Origin of the sequence: Ewingella sp. S1.OA.A_B6 (assembly GCF_049889095.1) — a bacterium.
In the GTDB taxonomy this organism is placed as follows: Bacteria; Pseudomonadota; Gammaproteobacteria; order Enterobacterales; family Enterobacteriaceae; genus Ewingella.
The window spans coordinates 71,156-90,742 of record NZ_JBLJFK010000005.1 but is presented as its reverse complement, the minus strand read 5'-3'; the positions used below and the strand labels follow the sequence as shown (position 1 = coordinate 90,742).

18 protein-coding genes are annotated in these 19,587 nt (G+C 50.0%); 14 read left to right on the top strand and 4 right to left on the bottom strand.

Annotated elements, in window-relative coordinates; genetic code table 11:
• Window positions 1-4: 4 nt before the first annotated feature.
• The 7 genes from accB to fis all read left to right on the top strand — a co-directional run bounded on the left by accB (window position 5) and on the right by fis (window position 6,252).
• Window positions 5-469 (top strand): acetyl-CoA carboxylase biotin carboxyl carrier protein, encoded by a 465-nt coding sequence (accB, locus tag ACMV8I_RS12800; protein WP_498865596.1) that lies wholly within the window; start codon window positions 5-7, stop codon window positions 467-469.
• Window positions 470-480: 11 nt separating this feature from the next.
• Entirely contained in the window at window positions 481-1,830 is a 1,350-nt protein-coding gene (gene accC, locus ACMV8I_RS12795; RefSeq protein WP_498865595.1) for an acetyl-CoA carboxylase biotin carboxylase subunit, read from the top strand.
• An 85-nt stretch (window positions 1,831-1,915) separates the two neighbouring features.
• Window positions 1,916-2,158 (top strand): YhdT family protein, encoded by a 243-nt coding sequence (locus tag ACMV8I_RS12790; protein WP_498865703.1) that lies wholly within the window; start codon window positions 1,916-1,918, stop codon window positions 2,156-2,158.
• Window positions 2,148-3,593 carry a sodium/pantothenate symporter gene (panF, locus tag ACMV8I_RS12785; RefSeq protein WP_498865594.1) on the top strand — a complete coding sequence of 482 codons (1,446 nt, stop codon included), beginning with the start codon at window positions 2,148-2,150 and terminating at the stop codon, window positions 3,591-3,593. The genes ACMV8I_RS12790 and panF overlap by 11 nt, the downstream gene beginning before the upstream one ends.
• Before the next feature lie 41 nt (window positions 3,594-3,634).
• Window positions 3,635-4,519, top strand: a complete 885-nt coding sequence (prmA, locus tag ACMV8I_RS12780) for a 50S ribosomal protein L11 methyltransferase (RefSeq protein WP_498865593.1) — start codon at window positions 3,635-3,637, stop codon at window positions 4,517-4,519.
• Window positions 4,520-4,968: 449 nt separating this feature from the next.
• The gene (gene dusB, locus ACMV8I_RS12775) at window positions 4,969-5,934 is read left to right on the top strand and encodes a tRNA dihydrouridine synthase DusB (protein WP_498865592.1); all 966 of its coding nucleotides are present in this window, start codon (window positions 4,969-4,971) and stop codon (window positions 5,932-5,934) included.
• 21 nt (window positions 5,935-5,955) lie between these two features.
• On the top strand, window positions 5,956-6,252 hold the full coding sequence (fis, locus tag ACMV8I_RS12770; RefSeq protein ID WP_004097144.1) for a DNA-binding transcriptional regulator Fis: 297 nt from the start codon (window positions 5,956-5,958) through the stop codon (window positions 6,250-6,252).
• Window positions 6,253-6,358: 106 nt separating this feature from the next.
• On the opposite strand, the gene ACMV8I_RS12765 is transcribed toward fis, so the two are convergent.
• From ACMV8I_RS12765 to ACMV8I_RS12755, 3 genes are all read right to left on the bottom strand, one after another.
• Entirely contained in the window at window positions 6,359-6,835 is a 477-nt protein-coding gene (locus ACMV8I_RS12765) for an amidohydrolase family protein (protein WP_498865591.1), read from the bottom strand.
• Complete coding sequence (locus ACMV8I_RS12760; protein ID WP_498865590.1) at window positions 6,835-7,563, bottom strand: amidohydrolase family protein; 729 nt, start codon at window positions 7,561-7,563, stop codon at window positions 6,835-6,837. The genes ACMV8I_RS12765 and ACMV8I_RS12760 overlap by 1 nt, the downstream gene beginning before the upstream one ends.
• 293 nt (window positions 7,564-7,856) lie before the next feature.
• A complete protein-coding gene (locus ACMV8I_RS12755) occupies window positions 7,857-9,356 on the bottom strand; it encodes an 8-oxoguanine deaminase (RefSeq protein WP_498865589.1) in 1,500 nt (499 codons plus the stop codon).
• Between the two features lie 593 nt (window positions 9,357-9,949).
• On the opposite strand from ACMV8I_RS12755, the gene ACMV8I_RS12750 reads away from it, so the two are divergent.
• The 7 genes from ACMV8I_RS12750 to ACMV8I_RS12720 all read left to right on the top strand — a co-directional run bounded on the left by ACMV8I_RS12750 (window position 9,950) and on the right by ACMV8I_RS12720 (window position 17,319).
• Window positions 9,950-10,381, top strand: coding sequence for a DoxX family protein (locus ACMV8I_RS12750; protein WP_498865588.1), 432 nt, complete (start codon window positions 9,950-9,952; stop codon window positions 10,379-10,381).
• Window positions 10,382-10,735: 354 nt separating this feature from the next.
• On the top strand, window positions 10,736-11,659 hold the full coding sequence (gene lpxP, locus ACMV8I_RS12745) for a kdo(2)-lipid IV(A) palmitoleoyltransferase (protein ID WP_498865587.1): 924 nt from the start codon (window positions 10,736-10,738) through the stop codon (window positions 11,657-11,659).
• A 294-nt stretch (window positions 11,660-11,953) separates the two neighbouring features.
• Window positions 11,954-12,649 carry a CTP synthase C-terminal region-related (seleno)protein gene (locus tag ACMV8I_RS12740; RefSeq protein WP_498865586.1) on the top strand — a complete coding sequence of 232 codons (696 nt, stop codon included), beginning with the start codon at window positions 11,954-11,956 and terminating at the stop codon, window positions 12,647-12,649.
• A 370-nt stretch (window positions 12,650-13,019) separates the two neighbouring features.
• A complete protein-coding gene (locus ACMV8I_RS12735; protein WP_498865585.1) occupies window positions 13,020-14,045 on the top strand; it encodes an amino acid ABC transporter substrate-binding protein in 1,026 nt (341 codons plus the stop codon).
• A gap of 206 nt (window positions 14,046-14,251) precedes the next feature.
• Window positions 14,252-15,430, top strand: a complete 1,179-nt coding sequence (locus tag ACMV8I_RS12730) for an amino acid ABC transporter permease (RefSeq protein ID WP_498865584.1) — start codon at window positions 14,252-14,254, stop codon at window positions 15,428-15,430.
• Between the two features lie 15 nt (window positions 15,431-15,445).
• Window positions 15,446-16,549: an amino acid ABC transporter permease gene (locus ACMV8I_RS12725; protein ID WP_498865702.1), complete on the top strand. Its 1,104-nt coding sequence runs from the start codon at window positions 15,446-15,448 to the stop codon at window positions 16,547-16,549.
• A gap of 8 nt (window positions 16,550-16,557) precedes the next feature.
• Window positions 16,558-17,319, top strand: a complete 762-nt coding sequence (locus tag ACMV8I_RS12720) for an amino acid ABC transporter ATP-binding protein (RefSeq protein WP_498865583.1) — start codon at window positions 16,558-16,560, stop codon at window positions 17,317-17,319.
• Window positions 17,320-17,870: 551 nt separating this feature from the next.
• On the opposite strand, the gene ACMV8I_RS12715 is transcribed toward ACMV8I_RS12720, so the two are convergent.
• Window positions 17,871-19,520, bottom strand: coding sequence for a Na+/H+ antiporter (locus ACMV8I_RS12715; RefSeq protein WP_498865582.1), 1,650 nt, complete (start codon window positions 19,518-19,520; stop codon window positions 17,871-17,873).
• Window positions 19,521-19,587: the final 67 nt, after the last annotated feature.

Sequence of the window (19,587 nt, the reverse complement as noted above, 5' to 3'; positions counted from 1 at the left end):
ACCCATGGATATTCGTAAAATCAAAAAACTGATCGAACTGGTTGAAGAGTCAGGTATTTCTGAACTGGAAATTTCTGAAGGCGAAGAATCAGTGCGCATCAGCCGTGCAGTTCCTGCACCGGCTTATCCTATGATGCAACAAGCTTACGCGATGCCAATGCAACAACAACCCGGTCTGGCCGCTGCTGTGGCACCGGCTGCAGCACCTGTTGAAGCGGCACCGGCTGCGATCAGCGGACATATCGTCCGTTCACCGATGGTGGGTACTTTCTACCGCACGCCAAGCCCGGACGCGAAAGCCTTTGTGGAAGTCGGCCAGAAAGTTAACGCAGGTGATACTCTGTGCATCGTTGAAGCAATGAAAATGATGAACCAAATTGAAGCAGACAAATCTGGCGTGGTTAAAGCCATTCTGGTGGAAAACGGCCAGCCGGTTGAATTCGACGAGCCGCTGGTCGTCATCGAATAACGAGGCGTACCATGGTAGATAAAATTGTTATCGCGAACCGCGGCGAAATCGCGTTACGTATTTTGCGTGCCTGTAAAGAACTGGGCATCAAAACCGTAGCCGTTCACTCCACCGCTGACCGTGACTTGAAGCACGTACTACTGGCAGACGAAACGGTCTGTATCGGGCCTGCGGCCTCAGTAAAAAGCTATCTCAACATCCCGGCTATCATCGCTGCGGCTGAAATCACTGGCGCGGTGGCTATCCACCCCGGCTACGGTTTCCTGTCCGAGAATGCCGACTTCGCTGAACAGGTTGAACGCTCCGGCTTCATCTTTATCGGCCCGAAAGCAGAAACCATTCGCCTGATGGGCGACAAAGTATCTGCTATCAGCGCGATGAAGAAAGCTGGCGTCCCTTGCGTACCCGGTTCTGACGGCCCGCTGGGCGACGACATGGACCAAAACCGCGCCTATGCGAAACGCATTGGTTATCCGGTGATCATCAAAGCCTCTGGCGGCGGCGGTGGTCGTGGTATGCGCGTTGTGCGTCACGATAAAGATCTGGAACAGTCCATCACCATGACTCGTGCGGAAGCCAAAGCGGCTTTCAACAACGACATGGTTTACATGGAAAAGTACCTGGAAAATCCACGCCATATCGAAGTTCAGATTTTGGCTGACGGTCAGGGCAACGCGATTTATCTGGCAGAACGTGACTGCTCCATGCAGCGCCGCCACCAGAAAGTGGTTGAAGAAGCTCCAGCACCAGGTATTACCGCAGAAATGCGGCGTTATATCGGTGAGCGTTGTACCAAAGCCTGTGTGGACATCAACTACCGCGGTGCGGGTACTTTCGAATTCCTGTACGAAAACGGCGAGTTCTATTTCATCGAAATGAACACCCGTATTCAGGTTGAGCATCCGGTTACCGAGATGATCACCGGCGTTGACCTGATCAAAGAGCAGTTGCGTATTGCTGCCGGTCAGCCACTGTCGATCAAACAGGATGAAGTACGCATTCAGGGCCATGCAGTCGAATGTCGTATTAATGCTGAAGATCCGAATACCTTCCTGCCAAGCCCGGGCAAAATTATCCGCTTCCACGCTCCGGGTGGTTTTGGCGTGCGTTGGGAGTCGCATATTTACGCTGGCTATACCGTACCGCCGTATTACGACTCCATGATCGGCAAGCTGATCACTTACGGCGAAAGCCGTGACGTGGCCATCGCCCGCATGAAAAACGCACTGGCTGAATTGATCATTGATGGCATCAAAACCAACATTGATCTGCAAATGCGTATCATGACCGATGAAAACTTCCAGCACGGTGGCACTAACATCCACTATCTGGAAAAGAAACTCGGATTGCAGGAAACTTAAGAACGTACTCTTTACGTACTCTCTTAGCAGGGCCGGATATTCCGGCCCTTTTCATTTGGGACTTTTCACTATGAAGACTCAGAAAATGGATAAGCGCTTTCTACAAGCTAACCGAGAGGCCCGCTGGGCATTCGGTCTGACGCTGGCATACTTGCTGGCCTGGTGTCTGGCAGCCTACCTACCCGACGATAAGCAAGGCATCACCGGCCTTCCGCACTGGTTTGAAATGGCCTGTTTGTTGATTCCACTGATTTTTGTACTGCTGAGCGGGTTGATGGTATGGGTGATTTACCGCGATATTCCATTGGAGGACACTCATGCAGACTGAAGTCTTATTGCCGCTTATCGCTTATTTACTGCTGGTGTTCGGGCTGTCGGTCTATGCCTATACCCGCCGTCAGGCTGGGAGTTTCCTCACCGAGTACTTCCTCGGTAATCGTTCGATGGGCGGTTTTGTCTTAGCCATGACGCTTGCTGCCACCTATATCAGCGCCAGTTCGTTTATTGGCGGGCCAGGTGCAGCATATAAATTTGGTCTTGGCTGGGTACTATTGGCGATGATCCAGTTGCCGGCTGTCTGGTTGTCACTGGGGATTCTGGGCAAGAAATTCGCCATTCTGGCAAGACGCTATAACGCCGTCACACTTAACGATATGCTCTATGCACGCTATAAAAGCCGCCTGTTGGTATGGCTCGCAAGTTTCAGCCTGCTGGTCGCTTTTCTCGGTGCCATGACCGTCCAGTTCATTGGCGGTGCCCGTCTGCTGGAAACTGCCGCGGGCATTCCCTACGATACCGGCTTACTGATTTTCGGCGTCAGCATCGCGCTGTACACGGCGTTTGGCGGGTTCCGTGCCAGCGTGCTAAACGACGCGATGCAAGGCCTGGTGATGCTGCTCGGCACGGTCCTGCTGCTGGTCGCCGTGATTCATGCTGCCGGTGGCCTGCACAGTGCGGTGGATAAGCTGCAACAAATCGATCCAAAACTGGTTTCTGTCACAGGCGCCGGTGACGTGCTTTCACTGCCGTTTATGGCCTCGTTCTGGGTACTGGTGTGCTTTGGAGTGATTGGTCTACCGCATACTGCCGTGCGCTGCATCTCTTACAAGGACAGCAAAGCGGTTCACCGGGGCATCGTGATCGGTACGGTAGTGGTGGCAATCTTGATGTTTGGTATGCACTTGTCAGGTGCGCTGGGCCGGGCCATTCTGCCAGATCTCAAAATCCCTGATCAGGTAATACCAACGCTGATGATCACCGTTTTACCACCGTACGCCGCAGGGATTTTTCTCGCTGCTCCCATGGCAGCTATTATGTCGACCATCAACGCCCAGCTGCTGCAGTCATCTGCAACTATCGTTAAAGATTTGTATCTGGGGGTGCGCCCCGACGAGATCACCAATGAGAAGCGCCTGAAGCGTTTCTCCAGCTCGGCCACCTTTGTGCTTGGCCTGTTGGTGTTGCTCGCCGCGTGGCGTCCGCCTGAGATGATTATCTGGCTCAATCTGCTGGCCTTTGGTGGACTGGAAGCCGTGTTCCTGTGGCCACTGGTTCTCGGCCTTTATTGGGAGCGAGCCAATGCGGCAGGGGCGCTCAGCTCAATGATTGTTGGCGCGGTTTGTTATACCCTGCTTGCCAGTTTCGACCTGCATCTCGCCGGTCTGCACCCAATTGTACCCTCGCTATTGCTCAGCCTGATGGCTTTTTACATCGGCAATAAGTTTGGCGATAGTCGTGCTGAACCCGCGTTGAAGCCGTCCTGAGGGCGGCTCCATTTTTACTGCATGCTTAGAAGAGAATTGCTATGCCTTGGATCCAACTGAAAATTAACACCACCGGTAACGACGCGGAAACGCTAAGCGACGCGCTTATCGAAAGTGGTGCCGTGTCTGTGACGTTTTTGGACACCCATGACAACCCAGTGTTTGAACCGCTGCCGGGTGAGACCCTGCTATGGGGCGACACCGACGCCATCGGCCTGTATGACGCTGAAACAGATATGACCGTGGTTATCGCCATGCTGGAAAACGAGCCGTTACTGGGCAAGGGTTTCGCACATAAAATCGAGCAACTCGAAGACAAAGACTGGGAGCGTGAGTGGATGGATAACTTCCACCCGATGCGTTTCGGCCAGCGTCTGTGGATCTGCCCGAGCTGGCGCGACGTACCGGACCCAACCGCTGTCAACGTGATGCTCGACCCGGGGCTGGCGTTCGGCACGGGCACTCACCCCACCACCGCGATATGTCTGGAGTGGCTGGATGGTTTAGACCTGCAAGGCAAAACCGTGATCGACTTTGGTTGTGGCTCTGGCATCCTGGCAATTGCCGCCCTGAAACTCGGTGCTGCAAAGGCTATCGGCATTGATATCGACCCACAGGCCATTCTGGCAAGCCGCGATAACGCGCAGCGTAATGGCGTGTCAGAGCGCCTGTCGCTGTACCTGCCTCAAGACCAGCCTGGCAATCTCTCGGCTGACGTGGTGGTTGCCAACATCCTCGCAGGGCCGTTGCGTGAACTCGCGCCGCTTATTAGCGTACTGCCGGTCACCGGTGGCCACCTTGGCTTGTCAGGTATCCTGGCCAGCCAGGCGCAGGGCGTATCCGATGCGTATCAGGCGCTGTTCGAGTTGGATCCAATTGCTGAAAAAGAAGAGTGGTGCCGTATCACAGGTGTTAAAAAAGCCTGATTTTCTGGTCTCAACCCCGTCAAAATGGCGGGGAGTTTTGTAATATTTCCCCACTCGCTCTCCGCCCTACGCGTTGCCAGCGGCGCCTGTACATTTATTCGACACATTTTGTTATTAATTATCACACCGAATAGCTCGCTTTTTAATCGAATCTAGATCTGCATCACAGATATTTACGGTTAATGCTACTTAAAACAACAGATTTAACCTTAGATTCAACTGGCTTACCCTGTAATACACAGCGAGTTTTCAGGAATTTTCGTAAGAGCACAATTTAACCAAATAAAGCTAACTCAATGTTTAATATAAATAAAAAATAAAAAATAGTAAGTAATGCATTTCAAAGAAGCATTTTACCGGGGTATTGGTCAAAGTTTGGCCTTTCATCTCCCGTCAAAAATGCGTAATATACGCGCCCTTGCGGACATCAGTATGGTCATTCTAAGTCTATGCGCATCGGACACCACCAGCTTACAAATTGCCTGATTGCGGCCCCAATGGCCGGTATTACAGACCGACCGTTTCGTGCCTTATGTCATGCAATGGGGGCTGGAATGGCAGTATCCGAAATGCTCTCTTCCAATCCGGAAGTGTGGCGGACGGACAAGTCACGATTGCGTATGGTTCATAACGATGAACCGGGGATCCGAGCTGTGCAAATTGCCGGTTGTGACCCCGAAGATATGGCGGCTGCCGCCCGAATTAATGTGGCGAACGGTGCGCAGATCATTGACATCAATATGGGCTGCCCGGCCAAGAAAGTGAACCGCAAACTGGCAGGATCTGCCTTGCTGCAGTATCCGGATTTGGTCAAACAGATCCTCTCTGCCGTTGTGAACGCGGTAGATGTGCCAGTTACGTTGAAAATTCGTACTGGTTGGGCACCGGAACACCGTAACTGTGTACAAATTGCACAATTGGCTGAAAACTGTGGAATTCAGGCCCTGACAATTCATGGCCGAACCCGTGCCTGTCTCTTCAATGGAGAGGCGGAGTACGACAGCATTCGGACAGTTAAGCAGAGTGTTTCCATTCCAATTATCGCGAATGGCGACATAACTGACCCGCATAAAGCCAGGGCAGTACTCGACTACACCGGAGCTGATGCTCTGATGATTGGACGTGCTGCTCAGGGGAGACCCTGGATCTTCCGGGAAATCCAGCATTATCTGGACACAGGGGAGCTGTTACCACCGCCACCAATTGGGGAGGTTAAGCACTTGTTGTTAGGGCATATACGGGAATTGCACGACTTTTATGGTCAAGGCAAGGGATTCCGTATAGCCCGTAAGCACGTTTCCTGGTATATCCAGGAGCATGCCCCGAATGACCAGTTTCGGCGCTCCTTCAACGCCATAGAGGATGCCAGCGAACAGCTGGAGGCGTTGGAAGCATATTTCGAAAATCTTGCGTAACAAAAAAGAGCTGACAGAACTATGTTCGAACAACGCGTGAATTCTGACGTACTGACCGTTTCTACCGTTAACTCTCAGGATCAGGTTACTCAAAAACCCCTGCGTGACTCGGTAAAACAAGCACTTAAGGGCTATTTTGCTCAACTGAATGGTCAGGACGTGAATGACCTGTATGAGTTGGTATTGGCTGAAGTTGAACAGCCACTGTTAGACATGGTGATGCAATATACCCGTGGCAACCAGACTCGTGCGGCCCTGATGATGGGTATCAACCGCGGTACGCTGCGTAAGAAACTGAAAAAATACGGCATGAACTGATACTAGTCAGTTAACTGTTTGAAAAAAGGCGCTTTTCCTCATTTGGATTAGCGCCTTTTTTATTATGAAGACTACAGGAATGGCTACACGACGCAGCGAACAATCCTTACTTAAGCATATTCCCCATTATATAGGTATGCTCGACCGTACTGTCATCTCCCATCATTTCTATAGCAAAGAGTCTTTCATTCAGATCTTTGCTATTTTTATTTCGAATAGCTAAAGCATCACCAGCCATCGGATCAAGGACGACGAAATCAGCTTCTTTCCCTGCAGTAAAACTCCCAATTTTATCGTCAAGAGAAAGTAATTCTGCGCCAGCTAATGTTGCAAGATATAAGTTTTCTAAAGGAGTCAACGTGGTAACATCTTGGGGATTGCTGGTGAAAGCCTTGCGTAATTGAGTGACATTGTAGGCTTCATCCATTGTTTGAATCATAGACAAGCTTGTCCCTGCACCAACATCAGTGCCTAATCCTACTTTAATATTATTTTTTCTTGCTTTATTTAAATAAAAAAGTCCGCTTCCTAAAAATAAATTTGATGTTGGACAAAAAGCAATGTTTCCTTTTTTATTAGACATTACCTTATAGTCCATATCATCAAGATGAATGGAGTGTGCGAAGATGGATTTTTTGTGATAAGCCCAAACTTGTCATAAACATCCAGATAGCTTCTGCTCCATGGAAATAATTCTTTTACCCAATCAACTTCCTGATTATTTTCAGCCAGATGAGTATGCAGATAAACATTGGAGTACTCTTTCAGTAACTTACCAGCAACGCTAAGTTCTTCTTCAGTAGAGGTTGGTGCAAATCTTGGGGTTACTGCATATCCCAGACGCCCTTTATTTTGCCATTTCTCGATAAGTTCTTTGCTCTCACGATAGGCTTTTTCAGGCGTATTGAGTAATTCTGGCGGTGCGTTTCTGTCCATCAAAACTTTACCAGTGATCATTCGCATATTTCTTTTTAACGCCTGTTCAAAGAAAGCGTTTACAGAAACAGGGGAACTGGTAGCAAAGACTAAAGCAGTAGTTGTCCCATTTTTAATTAATTGATTAAGGAAGTCACTCGATATCTCTGATGCATAGCCGTAATTGCTAAATTTCATTTCAGTGAGGAACGTGTAGGCATTTAACCACCCAATAAGTTGCTCTCCATACTCACTTGTCATTTCAAGCTGTGGGTAGTGGACATGTGTATCTACGAAACCAGGCGTTATTATTTTACCTTGGTAGTCAATGAACTTATCCAAACATTTTCGATCTAATTCTTTATAGCTCCCTACATTAATAATGTATCGTTGCATTACTCGTCACGGCCGGATCGCCAGTAAAATATACTATCTCCCCTCTATATCCGACAGTATTGGCATGGGCAAGAAAAGGAAAAAAGGTCAATACAAGTAACGTAATTTTTTTATAATTCCTTTAACCCCATTAGAAAAACCATATATTAAAAATAAAAAAACCTTTTTTATTTTTTACTACAAGAAAACTCAACCACATCTTTTATAATTAAAGTCTGGGTTTTAATATTTAATTTATACAATATCCAATAATCGCAGCTTAGCTATGAGCTGCGACTACTCGATATAAATTATTAGCCCATCGCTAACTTGCGAGCGAGGATATTGTGTTGCTCGATAATAATAGGCACATCGGCTGTAGTCACTTTACTGTCTTCCACTACAATACGCCCATTGATGATATTATAAGCGACGCGGCCCGGATTGCAGAACACCAGAGCGGCAACCGGATCATGGTTACCTGCCAGACCAATATTGTCGAGACGGAAAATAGCCAGATCCGCCATCATGCCAGGCGCGAGTGCACCGATATCGTCACGGTTAAGGTTCTTCGCACCGCCGAGAGTCGCGATTTCCAGCGCTTCTCTGGCTGATAATGCATCAGGGCCGAAACCTACACGTTGCAGCAATAGCGCCTGACGCACCTCCCCCATCATGTTGGAGCTGTCGTTGGATGCAGAACCATCGACGCCTAATCCAACATGCATACCCGCATCCAGCATATGACGTACTGGTGCAATTCCAGAACCAAGACGCATATTTGAACACGGGCAATGTGCAACGCCAGTGCCTGTTCGAGCAAATAGTTTCATCCCATAATCATCTAATTTGACACAGTGGGCATGCCAAACGTCATGGCCAACCCACTCGAGATCTTCAACATACTGGGCTGGCGTTTTGTTAAATTTTTTTTTGCTGTATTCAATATCACTGACATTTTCCGCCAGGTGGGTATGCAAAGAAACACCGTATTCTCGGGCTAATTTCGCGGAGTCGCGCATCAGCTGTTCACTCACTGAAAACGGTGAGCAGGGCGCAACGACAATCCGTAGCATTGAGCCACGGCTCGCGTCGTGATATTTCTCAATGACCCTCTGGGTATCGTCGAGTATCGCTTTTTCATTCTCAACGATCGAATCTGGTGGCAAACCACCTTGTTTCCGCCCTACGCTCATGCTTCCCCGACAGGCGTGAAAACGCATTCCCATCTCTTGTGCGGCTTCGATGCTATGATCGAGTTTGATTCCATTTGGATAAACATACTGATGATCGCTTGATGTGGTACAACCCGATAACATCAGCTCTGCTATCGAGGTTTTGGTCGCGACTTTCATCATTTCCGGTGTGAGGCGTTCCCATAAAGGGTACAAAGTGGTTAGCCACTTAAAGAGTTCACCATCCTGCGCATCAGGCACCACCCTGGTTAGACTTTGATACATATGGTGGTGAGTATTGATAAGCCCCGGAATAACAATGTGCCCTTTTAGATCTATAACCCGATCTGCCGTCTTGGGTACATCAGCTTCAACACCTACAGCAATAATGGTATTACCTCTGATATAGATGCAACCTTGCTTTATTTCACGACGTTTTTCATCCATGGTGACAATGACATCGGCATTTTTCAGCAATAGAGTCTGCCCTGATGCCGGAAGAGGAGACTGCCCACTATTACCTGCTAAAGATGACAGTACGTTTTCTTTTGCATCTGCCGACAATGTCGTCAGTAAAGGAACAAGCAGTGGAGCCTTTATCAGCAAGCGTCGGAGATGGTTCGGAACATAATCCTTCATTTTAATAATTCCTTATAATTTTATTTAATTCACTTAACAACATGGGTGAGAAAGATAACACCTATCGATTATTCCAAATCGAATTGTTTCTCTTGCGACATTTAGCGCACATGACTGCTTTGCAAGCAAAAATATAAAGCGAAAATATCAACCAAGCCTTTTTAATTACTTTTAGATAAGAATATTATTAACAAAGCGTCACTTCATACACAAGTCAAAACATATTACTTACCATGCCATCCCCCTCCAAAATTAAGGATCGAGAGACAATTAAATAAAAAAATCAACATACAATGATTTAATTTTATAATCAACCGAATGAAAATGCATCATTTAAAACATACAAAAATAATAGCGATAATTTTTAGCCTGTAGCATGAACTGATAGTATTTTTCTTGATAAAACACAATTTTTTCGAAAGAGGCATTCTTTGTAATTACTTCTTGTCGTTAAAAGTTCGTATTAAAGAGGATGAGCGAGGAAACTGCACAAAACATAACCCAGATCAATTTGAATGAGAATAATTCCATCATTGATCCACTGAATACGTCGTAATTTAAGAGAACAAAAACACACCGCAGAGGACACGACCATGTTGCAGAAAATCATCACCCGCTTTAACGCGTCGTTAAGTAAACCCGACCTGGCTAACCTACTGTTAAGACTGACTTTCGGCCTGCTGATATTCCATGGCTGGCATAAACTTTACGGGGGCATTGGCGGCATTCAGTCTATGCTCGAAGCCCACGGCATTCCGGGCTTTGTGGGTTATGGGGTACTGGTGGGTGAATTCATCGCCCCGATCATGATCATTCTTGGCATCTTTACCCGCCCGGCCGCACTGGTGGCGGCAGTGACTATGCTGGTTGCCTGGCTGTTGGTGGGTATCTCGCATACCTTCGAACTTTCACAGACCGGTGCCTGGGCCATTGAAGATATCGTCTATTACTTCATGGTCGCAGTGATTATCGCGCTGCTGGGTTGCGGGCGTTACTCGGTGATGAAAAACCCGCTGTACCGCTAACGTTGTGAATATCGAGAACATGCGCCTTCACAGGGGGCGCATTTTTTGGTCTCTCTTTGTGTACGGCGTACAACGTCAAATCGCATAGTTATCGGATTATCCCCCACTCTGGATTGTCAGATGAGCATGATATACTGCACGCCAAGAGTCGTTTTCGCCCCCACTCATCGCCTACGAAAAACCCATTAGCAACGCGATTTCGCCTTTTAAAAGTAAAGATTTCGTCAAGCCAGGTGCAGTTTAAAACATTCATCCGCTTACGTTGTCCCAACCTTTGCTACACAATACGTATCGCTGTTGAGCTTTCTCTATGCGCGGTACTTCAGATTATTTAATACCGATGATTGAGCTTATATGACATCTCCATCCCAATTTCGCGCTTCATTTTTACATCCACGCTACTGGCTGACCTGGTTCGGTCTGGGCATCCTGTTTTTTTTGGTCCAGCTCCCTTATTCCGTCCTTTATCGTTTGGGAAACTGGCTTGGCCGTACGTCAATGCGCTTCCTGAAACGCCGCGTGTCCGTCACCCGCCGCAACCTGGAATTGTGCTTCCCTGATTTCAAACAAGCCGAAATTGAACGCCTGATCGTCAGCAATTTTGAGTCCCTGGGCATGGGTTTGATGGAAACAGGCATGGCCTGGTTCTGGCCAGATGCGCGGGTAAAACGCTGGTTTGATGTCAGCGGATTAGAACACTTAAAAAGAGCGCAGCAGGACAACAAGGGTGTGCTGGTTATCGGCGTACACTTTATGTCACTGGAGCTGGGCGGCCGCGCTATGGGCCTCTGTCAGCCGATGATGGCGATGTATCGCCCACATAACAATAAAGCCATGGAGTTCGTGCAAACCTGGGGGCGTATGCGCTCCAATAAAGCCATGCTGGATCGCAAAGACTTACGCGGTATGGTGCACGCACTGAAGAAAGGCGAAGCGGTATGGTTTGCACCGGATCAGGACTACGGCCCACGCGGCAGCGTGTTTGCCCCGCTGTTTGCTGTTGATCAGGCGGCAACCACCAGCGGAACTTACATGTTGGCTCGGCTGGCAAAACCTGCACTGGTCACTGTCGTGCTGATCCGTAAAGACAAGGGCAAAGGCTATGAACTGGTTATTCAGCCGGCACTTAAAGATTACCCAATCGACGATGAGATGGCCGCTGCGGCATACATGAACCGCGTTGTGGAAAAAGAGATCATGCGCGCGCCTGACCAATATCTGTGGCTGCATCGCCGCTTCAAGACTCGCCCGAAGGGTGCCCCTTCGCTCTATCTTTAAGCGATATATACCCTAAATAATTCGAGTTGCAGCGCGGCGGCAACTGCATGAATCCCCGGGAGCATGGGCAACCATGTGACCTGGGTGAATAAAGGCAGCCAACAAAGCTGCAGCTTGAAGCATGACGGGTATAGACCTATCCAATGAAGCCTGACTACCCTGTCGGGCTTTTTTACGCCTCTGATTTAACCTCTTTACAGCATCGAAATCCTCCCTGGTTCGATAAAAATTATTCTCATGACACCAGATTCACTTTTCTATAGCATCTCCTTTTACTTGCCCAGGAGAGAAGTGATGAGAAAGCAAATTCGTCTGGCGTTAGTGGGGGATCACAATCCCGCCATTGTTGCTCACCAGGCTATTCCCCTCGCAATAAACCTTGCTGCACAAAAGTTTGGCCTTGATATCTACCCCCTATGGCTCGCAACCGAAACCCTTAATGACGATCGGCCATTAAACGATTTCGATGCCTTCTGGTGTGTGCCTGGCAGCCCTTATGTCTCGACAGAAGGCGCATTGCGGGCTATCCGCTTTGCCCGCGAAAACCATAAACCTTTCCTCGGCACCTGCGGCGGATTCCAGCACGCTATCATCGAATATGCCCGCAATGTGATGAAGTGGCAGGATGCGGGACATGGTGAAACGGACACCGAAGGGCGTTTAGTCATTGCGCCACTGGCCTGTGAAATGGTGGAGAAAAAGGCTGGGATCCGTCTGATTGCAGACAGCATTCCAGCCCGCGCGTATGGCACTCTGGATGTTGAAGAAGGTTATCACTGCCGCTATGGCATCAACCCTGAGTTTCAGGCCGCACTGGAAGCACAACCGTTACGGATGGTTGGCCACGATCAGGCCGGCGAGATCCGAGTGGTGGAGCTGCCCGGTCACCCGTTTTTTGTCGCTACCTTGTTCCAACCTGAACGCGCAGCGCTTAAAGACCAGCTTCCCCCACTGGTGGCTGCCTTGATTCAGGCTGCAGCGCAACCATAGATTAACAACAGTCACTCTCAGGCCGCCCGGTCTGGGAGTTTTTAGATCTGCCCACAATTAACCATCACTTAACCATGCAATAGCATTCTATTTACATCCTTCACGGTGAGATCCAGTTCCAAATAGTGAAATAAGCTGCACCGTTTTATTGCAGCCATATTGACCGCGCACCGGATTGGGGCAATAAATTCAATAGCGCCAATCAATGTTACTGTGCGATACCCCTCCGATACTTGTTTGATGGGCATTTCTCATGTTGGCACTCCTCTTGCAATGAATTCGTGCAGAGGGCTATGCCCCAAAAAAAAAGACAGGGTGCTCCGCGCACTCATACAATAATAATTTTCGGTTTTGTCTCACAGGACGATTTATGAAAAAAATACTGCTCTCAACACTGATTGCCGCAGCAAGCTTTGCCACTTTAGCTGGTCAGGCACATGCAGGCACAACGCTGGATGCTGTGAAGAAGAAAGGATTTGTCCAATGTGGGATCAGCGACGGTTTGCCTGGTTTCTCTTATGCTGACTCAAAAGGTAAGTTTACCGGCATCGACGTTGATGTTTGCCGCGCTATTGCCGCAGCCGTTTTTGGTGATGCAGAAAAAGTAAAATACACTCCGCTGACCGCGAAAGAGCGCTTCACTGCTCTACAGTCCGGCGAAGTAGACATCCTGTCACGTAACACCACCTGGACTTCCTCGCGCGACGCTGGCATGGGTATGATCTTCGCTGGCGTGAACTACTACGACGGCATTGGTTTTCTGACACATAAGAAAGCCGGCCTGAAGAGCGCCAAAGAGCTCGACGGCGCAACCGTTTGTATTCAAGCCGGCACTGACACCGAACTGAACGTCGCCGACTACTTCAAAGCTAATAAAATGACCTATACCCCCGTCACCTTCGATCGCTCCGATGAAAGCGCCAAAGCGCTGGACTCCGGCCGTTGCGACACCCTAGCCTCTGACCAATCTCAGCTTTACGCACTGCGCATTAAACTCGGTAAACCTGATGACTTCATTGTACTGCCGGAAGTTATCTCCAAAGAACCTCTCGGCCCGGTCGTTCGCCGTGGTGATGAAGACTGGCTGGAAGTCGTGCGCTGGTCACTGTTCGCCATGCTGAATGCTGAAGAGATGGGTGTAACCTCTAAAAACGTTGAGCAGTTGGCCGTGAATCCGACCACGCCTGACATGAGCAATCTGCTGGGTAAAACCGGTAAATATGGCCAGGATCTTAAACTGCCAAACGACTGGGTCGTGAAAATCGTTAAGCAGGTCGGTAACTACGGCGAGAGCTTTGACCGCAATGTCGGTGCCGGCAGCGCACTGAAAATCAAACGTGGACAGAATGCACTGTGGAATCAGGGTGGTATTCAATACGCACCACCGGTCCGCTAAATATCCTTCGTTCTTGAAGTTGCAGTGGCGTTAGAGGCGCTCGGTCACCCGAATCACTGATCTGAGTGAGCTCATCGGGATTTCCTCCCTTGCTGCAACGCCAATTACTTTGGATATTCTCGTTTTAAAAGCTTTTAAGGATGCCGATGCACCGGTCTTTCCCGGTGCATCACTTCCATGTCAAAGATCGCTAAAGGCCATTCCCTATGTCGCAACGCCCAACCGAAAAAAGGTCGTTCTCGCTAACCAATCCAGCGGTCCGTGCCTGGCTCTATCAAATATTCGCGGTGGTGTTGCTGGTTGCCTGTCTGGGCTACCTCCTGCACAACACCATTACTAATCTGACCACAAGAGGCATTACCTCAGGTTTTGACTTCCTTAACAGAGGGGCCGGTTTCGGCATCATTCAGCATCTTATCGACTATCAGGAAGGTGACACCTACGCCCGCGTTTTTGTTATTGGCCTGCTCAATACCCTACTCGTTTCAGCACTCTGTATCGTGTTTGCCTCCATTCTCGGTTTTATCATCGGCCTTGGCCGACTTTCCGATAACTGGCTGATCCGTAAAGTCTCCACCATCTACATAGAAATCTTCCGTAATATTCCACCGCTGCTGCAAATCTTCTTCTGGTATTTTGCCGTGCTGCGTAATCTCCCGGGGCCGCGCCAAAGTATGGAAGCGTTTGGGGTCGCCTTTGTCAGTAATCGCGGTCTGTATTTACCTTCGCCTGAACTGGCGCCGGGCAGCCTGGCTACTGCCATTGCACTACTGTTAGCGGTGTTAGGTATTTTGGTACTTAAACGCTACAACCACTTTCGCCAAATCCACACGGGGCGGATTTGGCGAATCTGGCCGTGGGCCATTCTGATGCTGCTTATCTTTCCAGCGCTGGCTCATCTGTTCTTCGGCCCGGCGCTGCACTGGAACATTCCTGCGCTAAGCGGCTTCAACTTCCGTGGCGGCATGGTGCTGATCCCTGAGCTTGCCTCGCTGACATTGGCGCTGTCGGTCTACACCTCAACCTTTATCGCCGAAGTGATCCGTTCAGGTATTCAGTCGGTTTCCCACGGGCAGCATGAGGCCGCCCTCTCTCTGGGCCTGCCAAACCCGGTGACTTTACGTCAGGTTATTTTGCCGCAGGCGATGCGGGTGATCATTCCACCGCTTACCAGCCAGTACCTCAACATCGTTAAAAACTCCTCGCTGGCGGCTGCCATCGGTTACCCGGATATGGTGTCATTATTTGCCGGTACGGTGCTGAATCAGACCGGGCAGGCGATTGAAACCATTGCGATCACCATGTCGGTCTACCTGATCATCAGTCTGGCGATTTCGTTCTTAATGAACATTTATAACCGGCGTATCGCGCTGGTCGAACGTTAAGGGAAACGAATGACGATGAGCACAGTTCCCCATTCCCTGAGGGTTGCAAAACCCGGCACGCCGGTCGGTACCGCCGTGTTATGGGCGCGTAAAAACCTCTTCTCCAGCTGGTTTAACAGCCTGCTGACTCTCTTCTGCCTGTGGCTGCTGTGGGTAGTGATCCCTCCCCTGCTCAACTGGGTCGTTTTTCAGGCGAACTGGATTGGCACCACCCGCGCTGACTGTACCAAACAGGGCGCATGCTGGGTCTTTGTTCATGCCCGTTTCGGCCAGTTTATGTATGGTTTATATCCGTTTGAAGAGCGCTGGCGCATCAACCTGACCCTTATCGTCGGGCTGCTGACGCTGATCCCCATGTTTGTGAGTGCTATGCCACGACGTGGGCGATACATCACCGCCTGGATCATTCTGTTCCCCATTTTTACCTGGTTCATGCTGTACGGCGGTTTCTTTGGCCTGAAAGTGATTGAAACCCGCCAGTGGGGTGGATTGACGCTGACGCTTATCATCGCCGCCGTCGGGATTGCCGGTGCGCTGCCGCTGGGGATTTTACTGGCGCTGGCACGTCGTTCACGGTTGCCCATCGTGCGGGTGCTGTCGGTGATTTTCATCGAGTTCTGGCGCGGTGTGCCGCTGATCACCGTACTGTTTATGTCCTCCGTCATGCTGCCGCTGTTTATGCAAGAAGGCACCAACATTGACAAATTGGTGCGTGCGCTGGTTGGGGTGATCCTGTTCCAGTCGGCTTATGTGGCGGAAGTGGTGCGCGGCGGCCTACAGGCGTTGCCGAGAGGACAGACTGAAGCTGCCGAATCGCTGGCGCTGGGCTACTGGCGAACGCAGGGTCTGGTGATTCTGCCGCAGGCATTAAAGATGGTGATACCGGGTCTGGTTAACACCATCATCGCGCTGTTTAAGGACACCAGTCTGGTGATAATCATCGGTCTATTTGACCTGTTTAGCAGCGTACAACAAGCCACCGTCGATCCGGCGTGGCTCGGCATGTCGACCGAAGGCTACGTCTTCGCCGCTGCCGTTTACTGGATTTTCTGTTTCAGCATGTCGCGTTATAGCCAACATTTGGAAAGACGCTTTCACACCGGACGTTCCGCACACTGAGGTAAACCATGAGCGAACATCAAGTTACTGAACCTAAAAAAATGATGATCACGCTGCAAGACGTGAACAAGTGGTACGGACAGTTCCACGTGTTGAAAAACATCAATCTGAACGTGAAATCGGGTGAACGCATTGTACTTTGCGGCCCTTCAGGTTCAGGCAAGTCGACTACCATCCGCTGTATCAACCATCTGGAAGAGCATCAGCAAGGGTTGATCGTGGTAGACGGTACTGAGCTGAATGACGACCTGCGCAACATCGAACGCGTACGTACTGAAGTCGGTATGGTGTTTCAACATTTCAACTTATTCCCGCACCTGACCGTACTGCAAAATTGCACGTTGGCGCCATGCTGGGTGCGTAAAATGCCGAAGAAGGAGGCCGAAGAACTGGCGATGCATTACCTGAAACGCGTACGTATCGCCGAGCACGCACACAAGTTTCCTGGCCAGCTTTCCGGTGGTCAGCAGCAACGCGTGGCCATCGCCCGTTCGTTATGCATGAAACCGAAAATCATGCTGTTCGACGAACCGACTTCTGCGCTGGATCCGGAAATGGTGAAAGAAGTACTGGATACCATGATTGGACTGGCAGATGAAGGCATGACCATGCTGTGCGTAACGCACGAGATGGGCTTTGCCCGTACTGTCGCCGACCGGGTGATCTTTATGGACCGCGGGGAGATCGTGGAAGAAGCGCCACCGGTGGAGTTCTTTGCAAATCCTAAATCTGCGAGGACCAGAGAATTTCTGTCACAGGTGATCCATTAACGCGCTAATGGTGTGGGCGGCGGCCCACTAATGCTTTTAACTGCCTTTCAAATTCAATACCTTGGACTAGCCTCCCAAACTGGCCTCAAGAGGCGCCTATCGCCGAGGCTTTGCTAAATTCAAAACCAGATCTATGTATTTTTTTAAAAAAAGTATGGTTCGCATTCAAGTTCAAAAGCAGAACGGTGTTAATTTTTAAAATGTCCAGGCCGCATTCAAAAATGACGCCGAACAAATGGTGAGAAACGGCGAGAGTTTTTTTCGAGCGGGTCCGAACCTGAAGTGAGGGCACCGCGCAAGCGGCGGCCTTTTGCGGCTATAACAGCGGTGACTGAAACACAGCCATTGTGACCAGCGTAGCTGCGGAAGTCTCATAAAAAAACGCGGGATTGTTAAGGGGATTCGTTTCAATCCCCTTAACCCGGCGTGGGCCGGAGCCCACGACCTTGAACTTGAACTTGAACTTGAAATTGAAATTGAATAAACAGTTTTAAAAGCTTTTCCAAAAGCCGCCCATCACCCGCGGTGCCCGAAGCATTAATGAAAGACGATCACACTTCCTTTTCTGCTAATAGCGCTTCGAGTAAATCGAGGTCATGCAGCAGCTTTTGCAGCGTTTCATTACTGATTTTCTGGGTGGCGCGCAGGTGATAAAGCTCGCCACGCTCTGCACGCAGGGCAGTCAGGCGGAAGCGACGTTCGAGGTTTTCCAGCTTAAGCGCAGTTTCTATATCATCCTTATTGGCCGTTCGCCGTCGCAATGTGCCTATCACCCGCGAACTGATCTCTTTTAGCGCCTGCTCATCGATATTCTCTTCGGCATCCGCCGCGAGTCGTTCCTCCATTTTATGCAGACTTTCAATCGCCACTTCGGCGGCAATCGACTTCGCCATCCGCTCCTCTTCTCGGGATGCCGAACCGTCGGCGATCACTACACCTTTGAGCAGGAACGGCAGCGCAATCACGCCGGCAATCAGCGAGAACAAGATCACGCCGGTCGCCAGGAACACCAGTTGATAACGCGACGGGAAAGCGGTGCCATCGGTCAGAAACAAGGGAATAGAGAGCACACCCGCCAGGGTTATCGCTCCGCGCACCCCAGCGAACGAAGCTACCCACAGTTCACGAGTACTGTAGCTGCCAAACAGCAACGGTTTCTTTTTCATGAAACGGTTGCTGAAATTTTTCATCACCCATAGCCAGGTAAAACGCAGCAGCAGCAACGCAAAGTAAATAATGCCGACATCAGCAAATAGGTGCCAGGTGACAATCGACGGATCATGGGTAGCCTGAGCAAGCGAGTTCTCAAGAATGCCCGGCAATTGCAAGCCAAGCAGGATAAACACCATCCCGTTGAATACAAACTCCAGCATCGCCCATACGCTGTTAGCACGCAGGCGCATCGCCAAGGGGGCATTACGGATAATGCCGGACTGGCTGATGGTCATACCGGCAGCTACGGCCGCCAGAATGCCGGACACACCAATATGTTCGGCAATCAAATATGAGGCAAATGGCAGTAGCAACAGAAAGACGATTTGCGTCGCCGGATCATCCCCGCTCCAGCGGCTCATAATGCGCAACGATTTACTGTACAACCAGGTCACTGCCACACCGGCCATCAGGCCGCCAATAGCCACTTTAAGAAACTCGACCGAAGCACCGCCGACGGTGAAAATCATGGTGCCCATCGCCACGGCGATAGCAAATTTCAGCGACACCAGACCAGACGCGTCATTCATTAGCGCCTCACCTTCCAGCACGCCCATGATCGACTTAGGAATACGTCCTTTGCCGACAATTCCGCCGAGCGCCACGGCATCGGTAGGAGAGAGCACCGCCGCCAGCGCAAAAGCAGCGACCAATGGGATATTGGGCACCATCATATAAATCAGATAACCGATACCGACAACGGTGAGCAGCACCAGTACCAGCGCCAGCCCGATTATTTCGCGCCCGTGCCGTAAAAATTCGCGGGTCGGGGTTTTCCAGCCATCGGCAAACAGCAGCGGCGGAATGAAAAGAACTAAAAACAGCTCAGGGTCGAAATCCACGTGCAAGCCAAAATTCGGCCAGGCCAACAAAGCCCCGACGATGATTTGCATGAGAGGGAGTGGAATTTGAAATGGCAACATTCTGCTCACGATACCGGAGAGCGACACCACCAGAATCAGAATCAGAATAGTAAAGAAGATTTCCATGCTTTCCTTAGACTCTTATTTTTATGATTTCAATCAGACGGGGTCTGACACAGACTTGGGGAATAGT